We start from the raw sequence: 16141 nt of genomic DNA, 5'->3' as shown, positions 1-16141 counted from the left end.
CAGACACATCTTAGCACATGCGTGAAAACGTTAATGTGATCGATTTCCCACAAAGTATGCGATATCAATCAAATTCTTTTTCGCTTTACGTGCAGGCAGAGGGTCTAGTGCAGAGATGGCTTTTTGTATGTACCTGGATGAGAGCGCTTCCGCTCGTTCCACTCCGTCTGTCTGATTCAACAAATTCAGAAATGCGGTAATCTCTCGCTGATCCGGATTGGATTGAATGCGGGCGATTTCTTCAAGCAATTGTGGTCTTACCGCCTCGTCCTGCAAGGCATACAGAACGGGTAAGGTAATATTGCCTTGCCGGATATCGCTGCCCGGCGGCTTGCCGATTTCTTTCTCTGTTCCACACAGATCGAGAACATCATCACGAATCTGAAAGGCCATACCCACATTATAGCCAAATCTGTACATGCGACGCACGGTATCTCTTGGCGCGCCCGCTGCAATGGCACCGAGCTGACAGCTGATCGCGATCAGCAAGGCTGTTTTACGTCGAATCCGCAATAAATAATCATAAATGCTTTGTTCGGTATGGAAAAACAGTCGGATCTGCTCCATTTCGCCAATGCACATCTCGACGATCGCTTTGGAGAGAATCTGGTGGATCTCCACCTCTTCCAGTTCTGTCACCATGTGCAGAGCCTTGGCAAAAATGTAGTCTCCTGTATACATCGCAATGCGATTGTCCCATTTCGATTTTACAGTAAGCTTGCCGCGTCTCGTCTCTGCATCATCAATGACATCATCGTGGACGAGCGTAGCCATATGTATCAGTTCCAGGGGAACGGCCACATACTTCAGCCTCTCCATATCATAATCACCAAATTCAGCAGCCAGCAGCACAAATACAGGACGTATTCGTTTGCCGCCGGCCTTAAGCAAATGCAGCGAGGCGTCATTGAGCATTCTGTGCTCGTTTCGAATCTGGGCCTCCAGCTCTTTCTCAATATAATGGATATCCGATTTTAATCTGGCGTACATATCAATTAGTTTCATGCGTCACCTATACGAACGATTTATTGTTCCAAAATTTGGGGGAAACAGCATGTTGCAGATAGCCCATCTCTTTCGCCAAAGCGAAGTAATGCTGCAATCCGTCAAACTGCTCCTCCTGAAAATCATAACACAAATGTTGAAAGTATTGTTGCCAATACGTACGGGTACCGCCAATTTCTCGCATGGCGGCCGCGATGACATCTTCGGGAAAACGCGTGCTCATTTCCTTGCTCGACTGGAAGCCATGAAAAATCCGCGCCATCGTTTCCGGCATGCGGCTAGCAGCTTCCTTGCGAACAGCCCAGACGGCAAAGGTCATCCACTTGCCCGTATAACGGTGCCATTGCTCCGCTAGGTCCAGTACCTCGTAGCCCGTCTGCTTCCAGGAAGAGCGAATCGCATCATCCCCAATGAGCAAAGCTGCATCGGCTGTGTTCATCATTGTTTCCAAATCGGGCTGTGCGTAAAAGTAGGTCGGTTGAACGCCTACAAATCGCTCCAGGATCATTTTAAGCAAATGGACCGAGGTCGCTGACGTGGTAGGCAGAGCGACAGGACACCCGTCCAGCTGCTGTAAGGGCTTCTTGGTGAAAAGCAGGATGGAATGAACCCGATCATGGGCGGATACAGACAGGTCTGGAAACAGCACATACTGATCGGCGTGCTGAGCGAAGGAAAACGATGAAATAGGACCGACATCAATCGTTCCCCTCGCCATCGCCTCATTCAACTCGGTCGGAACCTGTTCCACCACTTCGATTTCATCCTCAAAAAACTCATAGGGAAAATGCTGAAATATCGGCCACACGTTGGTGTAATTGATTTTCCCGATACGCAAGGGTTGCTCACTCGTTGTCATGACTGTCTCCCCACCTACGGTATATTTCATGATGTATGCCCATCGCATCCATTATTTTTCCGACCAGAAAACGGACCAGTTCTTCTAAGGATTGCGGAAGATGATAATAACCAGGCATGGCTGGCAGAATAACGGCACCGGCCTGCGTACATTTCAACATATTTTCCAGATGTATGGCATGAAGCGGTGTTTCTCTCGGAACGAGAATCAGGGGTCTGCGTTCCTTGAGCATCACATCTGCACTGCGCTGCATCAGATTGGCAGAGATGCCATGACTAATATTGGCCAGGGTTCCCATGGAGCAGGGCGCAATGACCATTCCTTCCGTCCGGAACGAACCGCTTGCAATTCCCGCTCCAATATCCTGAATGGGATAATGGGTATAGGATGCGGGCAAGCCACCAAAATGACGCTCCAGACAACCCTTTCGATCATGGACGGGCCAGGCCAGCTCTTCCTTCAATACCCGCCATCCCGCTTCCGTAATCAAGAGATGTACCCGGATTCCTGCTTTCAGCAATTCCTGAACGAGCGTCACACCGTAGATTGCCCCGCTTGCTCCGGTCATCCCCACAATCCAGCCTTCTGAAACTTTCTGTGTATTCATCGCGTCCACACCACCAGGTCAATCAATGTAAAAACAAAAACGACAACGCTGAGGACACCGTTCATCGTGAAAAATGCGGTATTCAGCTTGGAAAGATCATAAGGCTTGACCAAACTGTGCTCATAATACAGCAGTGCCAGCGCAATCAAGGTCCCGATTAAATAAAACCAGCTCAACTGAGTGACAGCCAGCAAACTGATGAACCCTACTGCGGTCAGAATATGAAACACCTTGGCAATCCAGAGAGCCTTGGCAACTCCGAACCGACTCGGAATGGAATGCAGGCCTTCCTCCTGATCGAATTCCGTGTCCTGACAGGCATAGATAACGTCAAATCCCGCTGTCCAAAGGGATACGGAAAGATAAAAGATCAAGGCGATCCCATCGATGCTCCCGGTTACGGCTACCCAGCCGCCTAATGGAGCCAGTCCAATCGTCAATCCCAAAAAAACATGGCACAGCCACGTAAAGCGTTTCGTATAGGAATAGAAAACGAGAAAGAAAACGGCAACCGGAAGCAGTTGCATGGCAAGCAAGTTCAACTGGGAAGCCGCGGCAAACAATAAGATAAATGAAAGCACGATGAAGACAATGACTTCCTTGGCTGACAGCAGACCTGCCGGAATCGCACGCATCGCCGTTCGGGGATTCTTCCCGTCAAACACACGATCAATCAGCCGATTCAGACCCATGGCCGCACTTCTGGCACCGATCATCGCCAGCGTAATCCAGCCGATCTCGGGCCAGGAGGGCAGCGCATCATGCACGACAACCGAACCAAGCACCGCACCCATATACGCAAAGGGAAGCGCAAAGATCGTGTGTTCAAACTTGATCATTTCCAAAAAGATATTGATTTTTCTCAGCATTCTACTTCCCCTTTATCCGCCCGCTGTTTCTTGATGCCGATATGGAGGGCAGCAATGCCGCCAGTCAGCGGATAGACTTGAACGTCCTGCAGACCGATCTCCCGGAAGATATCAGCGAGTTGCTTGTGATCGGGAAAGGCTGCCAATGATTCAGGAAGCCATTTGTACTGCTCATAGCTTTTCGCAAAAAGCTTGCCGAGCAGCGGCAAAATCCGTTCAAAATAAAAATAATACAAGCCTTTGAATGGCTGCCAGGTCGGTTTGGATAACTCCAAGCAAACAACCATGCCACCCGGCTTTACGACGCGTGACATCTCCTGAAGCACCTGCTTCAGGTCCGGGACATTTCGCAGCCCGAAACCGATGGTCGCGTAATCAAACGCATGATCCTCATATGGCAGCTCCATGGCATTTCCCTGAATAAGCTGAACCTGATTGGAAAGGCCCAGCTTGTCCAGTTTTTTCTGACCCATATCCAGCATATTCTGACTGAAATCAAGGCCGATCACCTTGCCCGTTTGACTGGCCGTAGCCGTGCTGATGGTCCAGTCACAGGTGCCACAGCATAGATCGATACAGGTATCGCCAGGCTGAACATTCATCTTCTTCATTGTAAACTTGCGCCATGCTTTATGTCTTCGAAAGCTCAAAACAGAATTCATCAGGTCATATTTTGGAGCTATCTTCTGAAAGACAGAATGGACATGCTGCTCTTTCTGATTTGCGTCCATTGTTGGTCACCTCTCCCAGGTTCTCTTGATGAGTCACTTTATTGTGCTTGGGTATGTCTGCGTGGCTGGACTTGCAGCAACTGCTGCCCAAGCTTCTGAATATCGGATACCAGTGCACCCGGCTCCAGTTGTTTTACCTTCTCATTCACTTCATTCCAGTAATGCGTCACCTGATCCTGCAAGCAGGACAGCAACGGATATTTGTTCGTCAGTCTCAGCGCGGCCTGTGAAGGATCAGACTCTTCCTCTTCCGCTTGCCGCCAATCCTGCTCAGAAGCCATTTCCTTCAGCTTCCAATAGCCGTAGCTTCTCGTTTGCATCACATACGGTGTGTGCGTATGAATTTCATGCTGAAGGAGTTCCAGCCGCGACAGGCCCGTGACGATATCCTGCCAGCTGTTGCGCAACTTGGACGAGAAGCAGCCGGCAAATGATAAATACAGCTGACTTCGAATTTGAACAGAATGGTTCAAATAATCTTCAGCTGTAAGGGTGAGTTGCTTTAGTTTTTGGTAGAAATTGATTTTGAGGCGATTCACTTCACATATCGCAGAGGAGAGCTGCCGGACTGTCTCAATCTGCCCCGCCGAAGACAGTACCTGATAGAAGCGGCTGCTGAAGTAATCTCCTGCAAGCACCTTCAATTGCTTGGCTCTCATTTCCTGCATGTTTTTGCCTTGCTCCAGCTCCACCATATCGTGTGTATCCAATCCCATCTGAACGAGCGATGCAGCCAGTGTGAACAACTCTTCCCGCTCCGGCACCTCGTGCCGTAAACAGGTATAGAGCAATTGACTGCGGATATGGGGAAATTCGGGAAGCTCCGTGTGTTGTTCAATCATGTCATGCTTCATATATTTGTTGGCGGTGTTGATTACCGATTTCATTCTGTTCCTCCGATCTTCCCTGTGCGCCGATGCGAATCAGTATCTATATCCTTGCTATTATAACATATCCCCATCCAAAGCGCACAGACGGGCGATGATCGTCATGAAACCTTCAAATCCTAGGACTGCAACAGTTGATAGCGATCCACAGCTTGCCGGGTCATCGTCATTTTACTCTGTTGCTGCAATTGTTTAAGCCACAGCTGGGTGCTTGTCTGATTGCGATTCACTACCATCCAATTGCTGCGCTGTGCATCGATAGCGAGCAGCAGGTTCTTGGCAGAAGGCGCGGACAGCACCCTAACGAGAATCTGCTTGATGTTGTCCGTTTCGGAGAAAGCAAAATCGCCGATCTCGCCGATATCCTCCAGCACCGAAGCCATCGCTTGCTCGCTCTCCCCAATCTGGAAATCGATCGAGAGAATGTCATAATGCCAGCTGACACGATGAATCCGCTCATCCAGTCGCAGCGCGAGCAGTTGATCAACCAGCGTTTCCTCTGAGAACTGCCGGGAGGACAATTCCGGCTGCACATCCTGCTGGAACCAGCCTGTATACACAAGTGAGCACAAGATGAACAGGAGAGCAGGCAAGGCCCACCATATGAAAGGCTTTAATCTGATACTTCTCATTGCGATCACCTCACAGTTGTACCCAATCTGTTAATCACTCATTTCCCAATCTTCAACCTGCTTTTTCATCATCTCATTTGTAGGGTCTCTTCTATCATATGTACAAAAAAAACCGGCAAGCTATGCCTGCCGATTTTAAGAGGATTCGTCTTTTTCATTCGTTTCAATGACACCATATTTCGTGTAAATCGTCGCGTTGCCTCTTACTTTCACCGCTGACGTATGCTCCGTGAACTGGGCGAACATCACTTCATTTTTGTCCAGTTTTTCCGTATGATGAAATTTCGTATCATGCCCGCGCGTCAAGCCGATGACATGCACCCCGTTCTCTTTCGCCTTGACTACAAAATAATCATGTTGGGTTGAATCCATCCTGATCCCCTCTCTCTGCTTGCTTTGTTGGCTCTATTGTATACTGGATTGCCTTCGCAAGCAAACTAAAGCGAAATAGATCTTCCCCCCTGAGCGGCCCGCCGGGCGGGTAACAGCCGCTAAAAATCGCCGCTCAGTTCGATCACTGAACCGGAGCGGCGATTCCATCACAGGTGAAATGTCGTGTAGTGAATGTCGTGTATCCGTTTATGCAAAATAAATTAGTTAATGCCTTCTTTCAAGGCCTTCCCCGGTTTAAACGCAGGGACCTTGCTTGCGGCGATATCAATTTCCTCACCTGTTTGAGGATTGCGTCCTTTGCGTGCCGCACGTTCCCGCACCTCAAAATTGCCAAAACCTACGAGCTGGACTTTTTCGCCGTTGCGAAGCGCTTCTGCAATGGAGTCAAACACCGCATCGACTGCCCTGGTTGCCTCTTTCTTCTGCAATTCTGCCACTTCTGCCACATGATTGATCAAATCCGTCTTGTTCATGACCTCACCTCCTCCCGGCTTCACGCACCGTTATCATTCTTTGTGCCCAATTCCCGTCATTCTATACCTTTTCGCCTTGCATGACTCCTCATTCACACAGGAAACAGCCCTTCCTGGTGTCCGAAGACAGACCAAAAAGGGCTTGGGATGATGTAGATGGTATATACGTGTGAATCTACAAAATGATCGCGATCAGACCACCTGAGCCTTCGTTTATAATCCGGCCCAGTGTCTCCTGAAGCTTATATCTCGCATTGTCCGGCATCATCGCGATTTTTCCGGATATTCCTTCTCTCACGATGGCATGAAGGGAGCGACCGAAAATATCTGATTCCCAGATCTTTGTTGGGTTATCCTCGAAGTCTTGCATCAGATAGCGGACCAGTTCTTCACTTTGTTTCTCGGTACCGATAATCGGCGCAAATTCGGACTCCACATCCACACGAATCATATGAATGGACGGGGCCGTCGCTTTGAGTCTAACTCCGAATCGGGAGCCTTGACGAATCAGTTGCGGCTCATCCAAGCTCATGTCTTCCAGAGGCGGAGCTGCAATTCCGTATCCGGTTTGCTTCACCATTTCAAGCGCATCCGCGAATCGGTCATATTCCCGTTTGGCAATACTGAATTCCTGCATAAGCTGTAGCAGATGGTCTTTGCCCCGAATCTCTACCCCGACCACTTCCATCAGGATCTGATCATACAGCTCGTCGGGTGCATACAGATCAATCTCCGCTACCCCTTGACCCATGTCCATGCCGGCCAGTGCGGCCCGTTGGATAAACTCGTATTCCAGGAAGCCATCCACCAGTCCGTTGACATCCCGCAATCTGCGAATGTCCTGCACCGTATCGCGAACAGAATATTCAAATTCCTGACGTAGCCAGTGTTTCTCTTCCAGGACCATGACCCAGCTCGGAAGGTTTACATTGACCTCATGAACCGGGAACTCATACAGCACTTCGCGCAGCACGGACATCATATCATTTTCATTCATATCGGCGACACTCATCGCCACGACCGGAATATCATACTTCTCTGCCAGTTCAGCGCGCAGCTGCTGGGCCTGAGATCCTCTAGGCTCCAGGGAATTGACGATCAGAATAAATGGCTTTCCGACTTCCTTCAGCTCTGCAATAACCCGTTCTTCCGATTCTACATAAGAGTAGCGCGGAATCTCTGCAATGGAACCGTCCGTGGTAACGACGACACCCAATGTGGAATGCTCCTGGATTACTTTTCGGGTGCCAATTTCAGCGGCTTCCTGAAAGGGAATCGGCTCATCAAACCAAGGGGTATTGATCATTCTCGGTCCGTTCTCATCTTCGTATCCCTTTGCTCCCTCAACTGCATAGCCCACACAATCAACCATCCGGACATTGACTTCCAGTCCTTCGGACACACTGATCTTCACCGCATGATTCGGTACAAATTTGGGCTCCGTTGTCATAATCGTCTTGCCTGCTGCACTTTGAGGCAGCTCATCCTTTGCGCGCTGGCGGTCCGCCTCATTCACAATATTCGGGAGGACAACGGTCTCCATGAATCGTTTAATAAATGTGGATTTACCAGTACGTACCGCTCCCACTACGCCGAGATAGATATCACCGCCTGTACGTTCTGCAATATCCTTGAAAATATCTACTTTTTCCAAGAGAAACCCTCCTAACTCGTACATTCATTTGGACTAGTAACAATATATGTACAGATACCGTGATTATGACTGCTCCTGATCAATTGAATAGAAAACAGGACTTACCTCCTTGTCGTTCATTGTTTTTACCAATATATGCAGTCCATCCTCATTTATGAGCACCATCCGAAGCGTTTCATCCTTCCTGTTCATACATGCTCGCAACATGATTAAATCAATAGAAACAAAAAAAGGCTGCTCCCCGTTCAATGACAGGAAACAGCCTGGCAGGCCATGCAGTTCATGCAACTATGATGTTGCACGAATGGCGCTCATTATCTTTCTTTCAACAGCACGGGTTGCTGATCGTTCCATTCATACGGAAACGACTTGACCGGTACATACGGGTGATCCTCAATCAACAACGCTCTGATATCTCCTTCGGCTTCAAAGGTTTCGATGCCTTTTTTCTGAATGATAGCCATCAGGTCCGAAGCATAGTCGATCACGACATGACCCTGCTCTTCATGAATCAGAAGTTGAAGCGATTGAGGGGAATAGAAGCTGGGAATGTCCGGTTCCTTCACGGACAGTTTGCCATAATCCAGGGTGAACCATCCTTGGGAATGAGCCGGATTCAGCAATGGCCATTCACCTGGATGGGACAGAGCGTAATCATCAACCGCTCGCTGCACATCATTCACTTTTTGAATGGCCACGAGGCTCATCAGCTTAACGGTAGGGTCCTTTTCCACATCCACGAGAACATAATAATCAGAACCACCATTTTCAAAAGCGTTGGACGGCGGTTCGCTCAAGTACGGTCCGATCAACTTCTTGAAATCAATGATATATTTTTCATAAAACGGCGTGTCTGACTCGCTGTTTTTAATGGGAAGCACACCGGTTCTCTCCTGAAATTGATCCACTGCAATCTGTACGATGGCAATCGATTCAAGGCTGGGCCTGTACGGCTGTTTTCGCTGACTGTCCGGATACATGCATCCGGTAGTGAGAACCCCTATCAGGAAAAGGCATGCTAGCATCGCGATGCTTTTTCTTACGGAACGACTCACCACAAATCCTCTCCTTCTTGCTTGCGTTTCAAAGCTTCCAGCTTGGCTCTGACAGCCGCTTTCAACGGATCTTCAGGCAAAGAAACGACGGCATCTCCGTTCACCACGGCCTGACAAGCCAGGCGTATCCCCTGCTCGATCGCGCCATCCAGCTTTCGTTTTTCTTTTTCATTCGGCTGCACCAGACCTGACGGGTCATCGGCTTTCACCTTGCACATCAAGCACGCAGCGTTTCCCTCACAACGTGTCTTAATGGGAACCTTTGCTTTTCGAGCAGCTTGCAACAGGTTCGTGCCTGGCTTAACCTCAACGGATGATCTTCGATCTCCGTCCTGAAACACAACCTTAACCATTTTCTCGCTCCTTCCCCCTATAGCTGGAAGTCGGGCTGCAGGCAGCTGCGCATGGTTCGCATATGCAGCTCACTCCATTGATTGCGGCTCAGTATGGTATTTAGAACAGACGCATGCTTGTCTGGCCGAGCTTTCATCGTCTCGGCTATGCTGGTATATCGATCGGCACGGTCTCTCAGGATGTTAAATACAAATTCATGAGCCAGCGGCATAAGCGGAATCAGGGTTTGATCGACATAAACCTCTTCCCGCACCTGCATCAAACAGCTATCAATATCCACTTGATAGCAGGAGTCGCCTTTGCTCACCTTGAAACCCGCAACCAGCTCAATCGTAATCTCTTCCAGCTCATAATGGCTTAAATAGGACTGATACATCTCTGTCACATTCCACTCCGGCTGGTCAGTCGCCAGCGGAGCCAATTTTTCATAAATCGGGATGCGATGAATCGCATCGACATAAATATCCAGATCGCGCGGAGGCGTCTCCAGACTCACTCCTTGCAGCAGCAGGCCGCAGCTGCCACCAATCAGACAATGGCGCTGCTGATCCCCCATTTGTTGCATGACGTTCAATAATGCCTTTTTCAACGCATGTGAAAGGGCTGAAGCATGCATGCTTCCTGTCATGTCTCCTGTCACCCTTTCAGCTAGAAATAAGTTTTGTTGACGGCCTTGATGGTTCCTTCTCGAACCGGTTCAGCCTGGCAAGCCAGCCGATATCCTTCCTGAATTTCCTCGCTTCCCAGTCGATCCAGTTCAGCATCTGTTGGCTCATTCAAATGTTCGCTGCCTTCCTCTATCAGACAGCGGCACCGGGCACACGTTCCTCTGGTGCAGGCAAAGCCCCAATCCAGATTGTTGGCCAAAGCCAGGTCCAGCAATGTTTTTTCCGTATCCAATTCGATATCTGCAGCCTTTGTTTTGGCTTGCAGATGAATCAGGTTAGATGTCATCTCGCTCACCTCTTCCATTTTGTTCGTTCAGGTCCCCTGTTCAGGTGATCAGGTTTGTATTTGTCAGGTTTTGTCGTCCCTTTACACGATGGAAATAAATCCGAGAATAACGGCATAGAACAACAGGATAAATGCAACGATTCGAAAGACCCAGCGCATGATGATTCCTTTTACTTTATATCGGGCGATGGTAATGCATACCGATGCACCCACCATCAACAGTATTGCGACTAATGACAACCACATTTTGTCCATTGCACTCATATGTAATGCCCCATTCTTGTATAATCAGTTTCAATCCGGGCATGAATCACACATTCATCCCCGTTCATTTCGGTTCTTCCTTGTCGCCTCATGTTAAGCGGCAACAACGAATATTATATCACAATCCGAGCCCGTTACCGATGAAAAACAAAAAAACCGGGTTCGCCCCGGCTTTATTGCCATTCATGCAATTGGATGATTCACAGCGCTTAGCCCTTTTTCTTGCCCATCATCATCTTCATCAAGGACTCCATATTGCTCGTGTTGGCCCCGCTTTTCTGCACCGCGTTCACAATTTCCTTGATCGTGGACTCGGAGACTGGAATGTTAACGAGACTTGAGACTTGTTTGATGAGCTGACGCAGCTGCTTTTCGCTCTGAAATGTGGATGGTTTCACATTGCTGGCAATTTTGTGAATATCCTGTGAAGTCACTTTTTTGCCGGTCTTTTTGTTGACTGTATTCAAAACGTCCTTGGACAGATTCCGATCGACCATCTTCATCCTCCTTCAGCCTGATTTCATACCATTCTATGAAGGAGGCAGGCAGATGGTTCGGGCTATTCCATCCAGGTTACATTCGGATTGTGGGCGACTTCTTCCATTTCATGTGTCTTCATTCTTCCCATCAGATCTTCTACTGCGGTTTTGGGATTTTTGCCATTCCACAGCACTTCATACAGCTGGTCTGTGATCGGCATTTCTACCTTGTACAGGCGGGACAGCTGATAAGCGGCCTGAGTGGTCTTCACACCCTCGACGACCATGCCCATGCTGCTGAGTACGTCCTGCAGAGCCTTGCCCTGACCCAGCATGTAACCCGCTCGCCAATTTCGGCTATGCTGACTCGTACACGTCACGATCAAGTCGCCGACACCGGCCAGTCCGGCAAAGGTAAGCGGATGAGCTCCCATCGCCATACCGAGTCTGCCCATTTCTGCCAGACCTCTGGTCATGAGCGCCGCCTTGGCATTATCTCCGAGACCCAATCCGTTGGCCAGACCTGTACAGACCGCGATGATATTTTTGAGCGCTCCCCCTACCTCTACACCCGTCATGTCGGGATTCGTGTAGACGCGAAAATAAGGGGTAATGAATGCATCCTGTGTTCGCTCTGCGGATGCTTTGTTGTATGAAGCGATGACGATCGTGGTCGGACTTTTCTGAATGACTTCTTCTGCATGACTCGGTCCAGACAGGACAGACAGCTCACTGCGACAGTCTGGCAATTCCTCAATAATGACCTCACTCATTCGCTTCAACGTTCCCGGTTCGAAGCCTTTGGTCGCATGCACGATCAGCATCCCTTTGCGATAATAAGGCTTGCACTGTTTCACCACTTCACGCATGGCATGAGAGGGAGCTGCAACTAGCACAAGCTCAGCGTCTTGCATGGCTTCCTCCATATCTGTGGTGGCAGAGATAGCCGAAGAAAGAACGACATCAGGCAAGAAACGGGGATTCGTATGATTGCAATTTATTTCGTTCGCCTGCTGCTCGTTGCGTGTCCACATCTGGACGGCATATTGATTGTCTGCCAATACCGAGGCAAGGGCGGTTCCCCAGCTCCCCGCCACCAGGACGGCTGCTTTCTTTGTCATGTACATCCCTCCCAAGTATTCCTCGTTGCGCGCGCAAGCCAGTCATTACGGTTCAAGCGTCTTTTTCTTGCTTCCCTTGGTTCCCTTGCTTCCGAGCTTGTTTTCCTGTCCTTTGACCAGTTTGACCAGGTTGCTGCGATGACGGGTAAACGCAAAGCAAGCAATGACCAAGGTGAGCCAGAAAAAGGCGTGAATGCCATGCTGCCAGAAAACAAACAATGGCAGCAATCCGGTAAAGATCAGCGAACCGAGCGATACATAGCGGGTCCATACAATCGACAGGATGGCGATGATACCGGCATACAGCGCAGAGAAAAAGAAAAGACTGGCCGTTACGCCGATGGTCGTCGCAATTCCCTTTCCACCCTTGAATCCAAAGAATACAGGCCAATTATGTCCGAGAATGACGGACAGACCGGTTAAAGCGTGCAGCCATTGCTCCTCCGGGAACGCCCAGATGCTGATCCATACCGCAAGAATGCCCTTGACAACGTCCATCGCCAAAACGGAAATGGCCGGGCCCACACCAAGCACGCGAAGTGTATTGGTGGCACCTGCATTTCCGCTTCCATGATGACGGATATCAATCCCTTTTACCCATTTTCCAATTAGATAACTGAAGCTGATTGACCCTAACAGGTAACCGGCAATCAATGGCAAGATGTAAAGCAACAAACCTCTCCCCTATTCTTGTTCGCTTTTTCTTCTCATCCAAATGCGGATTGGTGTACCGTTGAAGGTAAACGCATTGCGAATTTTATTGTCCAGGTATCTTTCATACGAGAAATGCATCAGCTCCGGTGCATTTACAAACAGTACGAACGTCGGAGGCTTGACCGATACCTGTGTCGCATAGTTGATCTTCAGCCTGCGGCCTTTGTCTCTCGGCGGCGGATTGAGCACAACCGCATCCGAAATGACATCATTCAGTACATGAGTCGGAATCCGCATGGCATGCGATTCGGACACTTCATTGACGAGCGGAAGCAGCTTATGTAATCGCTGTCCGGATTTGGCAGAAACAAACAAGATCGGCGCATAACTCATAAACAGAAAATGATCGCGGATTTTTTGCGTAAATTGCTGCAAAGTTTTCTCATCTTTCTCTACAGCATCCCACTTGTTCACGACAAACAGGGAGGCTTTTCCTGCCTCATGGGCGTATCCGGCAATGTGCTTATCCTGCTCGATGATGCCTTCCTCCGCGTTGATGACGACGAGCACCACATCTGCGCGCTCAATCGCTTTCATCGCTCTGAGTACGCTGTATTTCTCTACATTTTCATACACTTTTCCACGCTTGCGCATCCCTGCGGTATCAATAATCACGTATTTCTGTCCATCTCGCTCAAACGGGGTGTCAATCGCATCCCGTGTCGTACCCGCTACATCACTGACGATCACGCGATCTTCGCCCAGCATGGCATTCACGAGGGAGGATTTGCCGACATTCGGACGTCCGATCAGGGCAACCCGAATCACATCGTCCTCATATTCATCCTCAACCTCTGGAGGCAGCTTCTCCACGACAGCATCTAACAGATCGCCAAATCCAAGGCCGTGAGCGCCTGAAATGCCAATCGGCTCACCAAAGCCGAGACTGTAAAATTCATACGTATCTTCAATACGCTTCAGATTGTCTACCTTGTTGACCGCCAATACAATCGGCTTGTTTGATCGAAACAGGATGTTCGCGACCTCAGAGTCCGCCGGAGTCAGCCCCGCTTTTGCATCCACCATGAAGATGATGACATCTGCCTCTTCGATGGCAAGCTCAGCCTGCGCGCGAATAGACTTCAGGATCTCATCATCACTGATTTCTATGCCCCCGGTATCAATCATATGAAAGCCTTGATCATTCCATTCGGATTGTCCGTAAATTCGATCTCGTGTAATACCTGGTTTATCTTCTACAATGGCAAGCCTGTCTCCAATGATGCGATTGAAAATGGTGGATTTCCCCACATTGGGACGACCTACGATTGCTACAACTGGTTTTGCCATTCCCTTCACTCCTACAAGAATTCATTATTACATCATAGCAGAAAATTTGAAGATTGGCTAATGCTGGACAAGGAGCATGGTGCCATTTCCGAGATCATGCGCGGTTGCATCGAGAATTTTCTCCAAGCGAAAGGAAAGCTGGTGAAGCTCCGCCTCGTCCTTTGCATAAAAGGTATACTCGGCCTCTGCTTTAATATGATCTGACTGCAACATTACCACCGCCAGGATTACGGTCATGACTTGGTCGCCTCCCTGGATGTTTGATTGGCTGAAGCTTCTGAGGGCATGCGTACGGCGCTTTCGAGCAAGGGAACGCTCCGGGCAGCCTCAACCGCTTTTTCCGGGTTCACTTCACAGACGAGCAGCAACACCCCAAGCCTGCCGTCCTTCATGTCCAGCTTTGCCAGGGGAAGAAGGGAAGGCTCGCTAGAATCCCGATAAGCACCAAAAATGGTGGACATGTCATGCAAAATGGCTTGCCGCTGCCCGAGATTGGCAAGCGACACTCTGCTATTGCGGTTTTTCGGTGTGAAGATCAGTCCGATCCCTTGCTGGGCGATGATATCCTGACTTTCTTTCAGTCCGACGTTCATGATATAGATATCCCCGACATAGATGTTGAAATCATCGGCTTTCACTGGTGCGATCTCAATGTCTGCAATTTCGGAGACGGATTTGCCGGATTTGAAATACCTCGCCACAAACAGCGACAGCACCCCCCCGACGATCCCCGCATAGGGACTGAGCAAAATCGTAAACAGGGAAGCCAGAAAAGCAGACAGAATGACGAGATAATTGCGCCCTTCGAAGACCATCGCGATACCTTCGATATATACCGCTCCGCGAGGTACAAGCTCCATCTCATCCAGATTGGTGAGCGTTTCCCGCTCCATATTGCGCACGTCCCGGAACTGCTGGGCCGCCAGTGCCAGAAATGTAATGGCGGTGTAGTCCTCCTCGAACAGAGCCGGCACAGCTACCGCTCCGAGCCCTGCTGCAATGATGCCGAGAGAAACATGAATGATTCGGCCATGAGGATAGGTTGGATATTGACGATAATCCGTTTGCAGCATATAGAATCGGGCAATAATGCCAAACAAAGTCCCCAGCACAACGCCAAGTGTATACCGATCACTGAACATATAGTCAAACATGCTATTCCCTCTCCTTCTGGGGCTGCAACAGCCCTTTCAAGATTCCATGCCCTCGCTCCATCAGAATGCTCACGGTTCTGCAAAGGATAAATACGAGCAGCCATTGATCAAAGAACACGGTGTCTCCAATCGGTACAGGAGGTGATTCAATTGGATGAAAAGCGGTTTGAGCGAATTGAAATACCGTCAGGCTGAGGGTCACAATCGTCAGTTGCTGCATGGGGGATCGCGTGAAGAGAAGAATGCACATTCCCAGCAGCAGCGAAGCATCATAACGGGGATGCAGGAGAAAGAACCTCGGCTCCAGATACACAAGCTGATCATATAAGAGCAGTACCGCTGCAATGATGAGAGAGATAAGCAAGCCGTGACCACGCCGTTCAAAAATGCGCTGTTTGCTTCTATATATCATCAAGCCTGCAACGAGCAAGAACCAGGCCAAAGAACAGGCATATTTGCCCAGCGGCACATGGACATGCACCAAAGCAACCCATAGAGCCAGTCCCAGCATGAGCCAGCTTCGTCTGAGTGTACGGCCGAAAAGCTCCTCTTTCCAGCCCGTCGCTAACAGAATGCCCATGATCAAAACCAATAGATGAGACATATAGCCAGCCAACATGATGATCACCTCTTGTATAAGGCTTAT

22 protein-coding genes are annotated in these 16141 nt (G+C 49.3%); all 22 read right to left on the bottom strand.

Translation table 11 applies throughout. The annotated features are described in order from the left end of the window. Positions 1–30: 30 nt before the first annotated feature. Positions 31–1005, bottom strand: a complete 975-nt coding sequence (gene hepT, locus ACFSUC_RS15105) for a heptaprenyl diphosphate synthase component II (protein WP_379930458.1) — start codon at positions 1003–1005, stop codon at positions 31–33. Positions 1006–1012: 7 nt separating this feature from the next. After that, positions 1013–1864: a menaquinone biosynthesis protein gene (locus tag ACFSUC_RS15100; RefSeq protein ID WP_379930457.1), complete on the bottom strand. Its 852-nt coding sequence runs from the start codon at positions 1862–1864 to the stop codon at positions 1013–1015. Then, a complete protein-coding gene (locus ACFSUC_RS15095; protein WP_379930456.1) occupies positions 1851–2471 on the bottom strand; it encodes a UbiX family flavin prenyltransferase in 621 nt (206 codons plus the stop codon). Before ACFSUC_RS15095 ends, ACFSUC_RS15100 begins: the two co-directional genes overlap by 14 nt. Further along, a complete protein-coding gene (locus tag ACFSUC_RS15090; protein ID WP_379930455.1) occupies positions 2468–3340 on the bottom strand; it encodes a UbiA-like polyprenyltransferase in 873 nt (290 codons plus the stop codon). Before ACFSUC_RS15090 ends, ACFSUC_RS15095 begins: the two co-directional genes overlap by 4 nt. Continuing rightward, a complete protein-coding gene (locus tag ACFSUC_RS15085; RefSeq protein ID WP_379930454.1) occupies positions 3334–4071 on the bottom strand; it encodes a demethylmenaquinone methyltransferase in 738 nt (245 codons plus the stop codon). The genes ACFSUC_RS15090 and ACFSUC_RS15085 overlap by 7 nt, the downstream gene beginning before the upstream one ends. 38 nt (positions 4072–4109) lie before the next feature. Then, a complete protein-coding gene (locus ACFSUC_RS15080) occupies positions 4110–4958 on the bottom strand; it encodes a heptaprenyl diphosphate synthase component 1 (protein WP_379930453.1) in 849 nt (282 codons plus the stop codon). A 119-nt stretch (positions 4959–5077) separates the two neighbouring features. Beyond that, positions 5078–5590 carry a hypothetical protein gene (locus ACFSUC_RS15075; RefSeq protein WP_379930452.1) on the bottom strand — a complete coding sequence of 171 codons (513 nt, stop codon included), beginning with the start codon at positions 5588–5590 and terminating at the stop codon, positions 5078–5080. A gap of 135 nt (positions 5591–5725) precedes the next feature. Further along, on the bottom strand, positions 5726–5962 hold the full coding sequence (mtrB, locus tag ACFSUC_RS15070; protein WP_379930451.1) for a trp RNA-binding attenuation protein MtrB: 237 nt from the start codon (positions 5960–5962) through the stop codon (positions 5726–5728). A gap of 221 nt (positions 5963–6183) precedes the next feature. Continuing rightward, positions 6184–6456, bottom strand: coding sequence for an HU family DNA-binding protein (locus tag ACFSUC_RS15065; protein WP_379930450.1), 273 nt, complete (start codon positions 6454–6456; stop codon positions 6184–6186). 175 nt (positions 6457–6631) lie between these two features. Next, complete coding sequence (spoIVA, locus tag ACFSUC_RS15060; protein ID WP_379930449.1) at positions 6632–8110, bottom strand: stage IV sporulation protein A; 1479 nt, start codon at positions 8108–8110, stop codon at positions 6632–6634. Between the two features lie 314 nt (positions 8111–8424). Further along, the gene (locus ACFSUC_RS15055) at positions 8425–9165 is read right to left on the bottom strand and encodes a hypothetical protein (protein WP_379930448.1); all 741 of its coding nucleotides are present in this window, start codon (positions 9163–9165) and stop codon (positions 8425–8427) included. After that, entirely contained in the window at positions 9162–9518 is a 357-nt protein-coding gene (locus ACFSUC_RS15050) for a 2Fe-2S iron-sulfur cluster-binding protein (RefSeq protein WP_379930447.1), read from the bottom strand. The genes ACFSUC_RS15055 and ACFSUC_RS15050 overlap by 4 nt, the downstream gene beginning before the upstream one ends. 17 nt (positions 9519–9535) lie before the next feature. Next, positions 9536–10147 (bottom strand): hypothetical protein, encoded by a 612-nt coding sequence (locus ACFSUC_RS15045; protein WP_379930446.1) that lies wholly within the window; start codon positions 10145–10147, stop codon positions 9536–9538. A 20-nt stretch (positions 10148–10167) separates the two neighbouring features. Then, on the bottom strand, positions 10168–10473 hold the full coding sequence (locus tag ACFSUC_RS15040; protein ID WP_379930445.1) for a 2Fe-2S iron-sulfur cluster-binding protein: 306 nt from the start codon (positions 10471–10473) through the stop codon (positions 10168–10170). Positions 10474–10554: 81 nt separating this feature from the next. Next, the gene (locus ACFSUC_RS15035) at positions 10555–10737 is read right to left on the bottom strand and encodes a DUF2768 family protein (protein ID WP_379930444.1); all 183 of its coding nucleotides are present in this window, start codon (positions 10735–10737) and stop codon (positions 10555–10557) included. A gap of 209 nt (positions 10738–10946) precedes the next feature. After that, entirely contained in the window at positions 10947–11234 is a 288-nt protein-coding gene (locus tag ACFSUC_RS15030; RefSeq protein WP_379930443.1) for a stage VI sporulation protein F, read from the bottom strand. Between the two features lie 62 nt (positions 11235–11296). Continuing rightward, positions 11297–12337, bottom strand: coding sequence for an NAD(P)H-dependent glycerol-3-phosphate dehydrogenase (locus ACFSUC_RS15025; RefSeq protein WP_379930442.1), 1041 nt, complete (start codon positions 12335–12337; stop codon positions 11297–11299). A 45-nt stretch (positions 12338–12382) separates the two neighbouring features. Next, positions 12383–13012 (bottom strand): glycerol-3-phosphate 1-O-acyltransferase PlsY, encoded by a 630-nt coding sequence (plsY, locus tag ACFSUC_RS15020; protein WP_379930441.1) that lies wholly within the window; start codon positions 13010–13012, stop codon positions 12383–12385. A 9-nt stretch (positions 13013–13021) separates the two neighbouring features. Further along, positions 13022–14341 carry a ribosome biogenesis GTPase Der gene (gene der, locus ACFSUC_RS15015; protein ID WP_379930440.1) on the bottom strand — a complete coding sequence of 440 codons (1320 nt, stop codon included), beginning with the start codon at positions 14339–14341 and terminating at the stop codon, positions 13022–13024. Positions 14342–14398: 57 nt separating this feature from the next. Next, positions 14399–14578 (bottom strand): capping complex subunit for YIEGIA, encoded by a 180-nt coding sequence (locus ACFSUC_RS15010; RefSeq protein WP_379930439.1) that lies wholly within the window; start codon positions 14576–14578, stop codon positions 14399–14401. After that, positions 14575–15495: a YIEGIA family protein gene (locus ACFSUC_RS15005; protein ID WP_379930438.1), complete on the bottom strand. Its 921-nt coding sequence runs from the start codon at positions 15493–15495 to the stop codon at positions 14575–14577. The genes ACFSUC_RS15010 and ACFSUC_RS15005 overlap by 4 nt, the downstream gene beginning before the upstream one ends. Before the next feature lies 1 nt (position 15496). Beyond that, positions 15497–16114, bottom strand: a complete 618-nt coding sequence (locus ACFSUC_RS15000; protein WP_379930437.1) for a YphA family membrane protein — start codon at positions 16112–16114, stop codon at positions 15497–15499. Between the last annotated feature and the right edge of the window lie 27 nt (positions 16115–16141).

It is taken from the genome of Marinicrinis sediminis, from assembly GCF_042685085.1.
In the GTDB taxonomy this organism is placed as follows: Bacteria; Bacillota; Bacilli; order Paenibacillales; family KCTC-33676; genus Marinicrinis; species Marinicrinis sediminis.
Note: the sequence above shows the minus strand (reverse complement) of the source record. Positions and strands in the feature narration are given on the sequence as shown.

What these genes read in the sequence shown, in the direction of transcription:
- ACFSUC_RS15085 (WP_379930454.1), bottom strand. Translation starts at nt 4,071, where the DNA reads ATGGACGCAAATCAGAAAGAGCAGCATGTCCATTCTGTCTTTCAGAAG.
- ACFSUC_RS15000 (WP_379930437.1), bottom strand. Translation starts at nt 16,114, where the DNA reads ATGTTGGCTGGCTATATGTCTCATCTATTGGTTTTGATCATGGGCATT.
- ACFSUC_RS15065 (WP_379930450.1), bottom strand. Translation starts at nt 6,456, where the DNA reads ATGAACAAGACGGATTTGATCAATCATGTGGCAGAAGTGGCAGAATTG.
- ACFSUC_RS15025 (WP_379930442.1), bottom strand. Translation starts at nt 12,337, where the DNA reads ATGACAAAGAAAGCAGCCGTCCTGGTGGCGGGGAGCTGGGGAACCGCC.
- ACFSUC_RS15050 (WP_379930447.1), bottom strand. Translation starts at nt 9,518, where the DNA reads ATGGTTAAGGTTGTGTTTCAGGACGGAGATCGAAGATCATCCGTTGAG.
- hepT (WP_379930458.1), bottom strand. Translation starts at nt 1,005, where the DNA reads ATGAAACTAATTGATATGTACGCCAGATTAAAATCGGATATCCATTAT.
- ACFSUC_RS15030 (WP_379930443.1), bottom strand. Translation starts at nt 11,234, where the DNA reads ATGGTCGATCGGAATCTGTCCAAGGACGTTTTGAATACAGTCAACAAA.
- der (WP_379930440.1), bottom strand. Translation starts at nt 14,341, where the DNA reads ATGGCAAAACCAGTTGTAGCAATCGTAGGTCGTCCCAATGTGGGGAAA.
- ACFSUC_RS15100 (WP_379930457.1), bottom strand. Translation starts at nt 1,864, where the DNA reads ATGACAACGAGTGAGCAACCCTTGCGTATCGGGAAAATCAATTACACC.
- ACFSUC_RS15095 (WP_379930456.1), bottom strand. Translation starts at nt 2,471, where the DNA reads ATGAATACACAGAAAGTTTCAGAAGGCTGGATTGTGGGGATGACCGGA.
- ACFSUC_RS15090 (WP_379930455.1), bottom strand. Translation starts at nt 3,340, where the DNA reads ATGCTGAGAAAAATCAATATCTTTTTGGAAATGATCAAGTTTGAACAC.
- ACFSUC_RS15045 (WP_379930446.1), bottom strand. Translation starts at nt 10,147, where the DNA reads ATGACAGGAAGCATGCATGCTTCAGCCCTTTCACATGCGTTGAAAAAG.
- ACFSUC_RS15075 (WP_379930452.1), bottom strand. Translation starts at nt 5,590, where the DNA reads ATGAGAAGTATCAGATTAAAGCCTTTCATATGGTGGGCCTTGCCTGCT.
- ACFSUC_RS15005 (WP_379930438.1), bottom strand. Translation starts at nt 15,495, where the DNA reads ATGTTTGACTATATGTTCAGTGATCGGTATACACTTGGCGTTGTGCTG.
- mtrB (WP_379930451.1), bottom strand. Translation starts at nt 5,962, where the DNA reads ATGGATTCAACCCAACATGATTATTTTGTAGTCAAGGCGAAAGAGAAC.
- ACFSUC_RS15035 (WP_379930444.1), bottom strand. Translation starts at nt 10,737, where the DNA reads ATGAGTGCAATGGACAAAATGTGGTTGTCATTAGTCGCAATACTGTTG.
- ACFSUC_RS15010 (WP_379930439.1), bottom strand. Translation starts at nt 14,578, where the DNA reads ATGACCGTAATCCTGGCGGTGGTAATGTTGCAGTCAGATCATATTAAA.
- ACFSUC_RS15040 (WP_379930445.1), bottom strand. Translation starts at nt 10,473, where the DNA reads ATGACATCTAACCTGATTCATCTGCAAGCCAAAACAAAGGCTGCAGAT.
- ACFSUC_RS15080 (WP_379930453.1), bottom strand. Translation starts at nt 4,958, where the DNA reads ATGAAATCGGTAATCAACACCGCCAACAAATATATGAAGCATGACATG.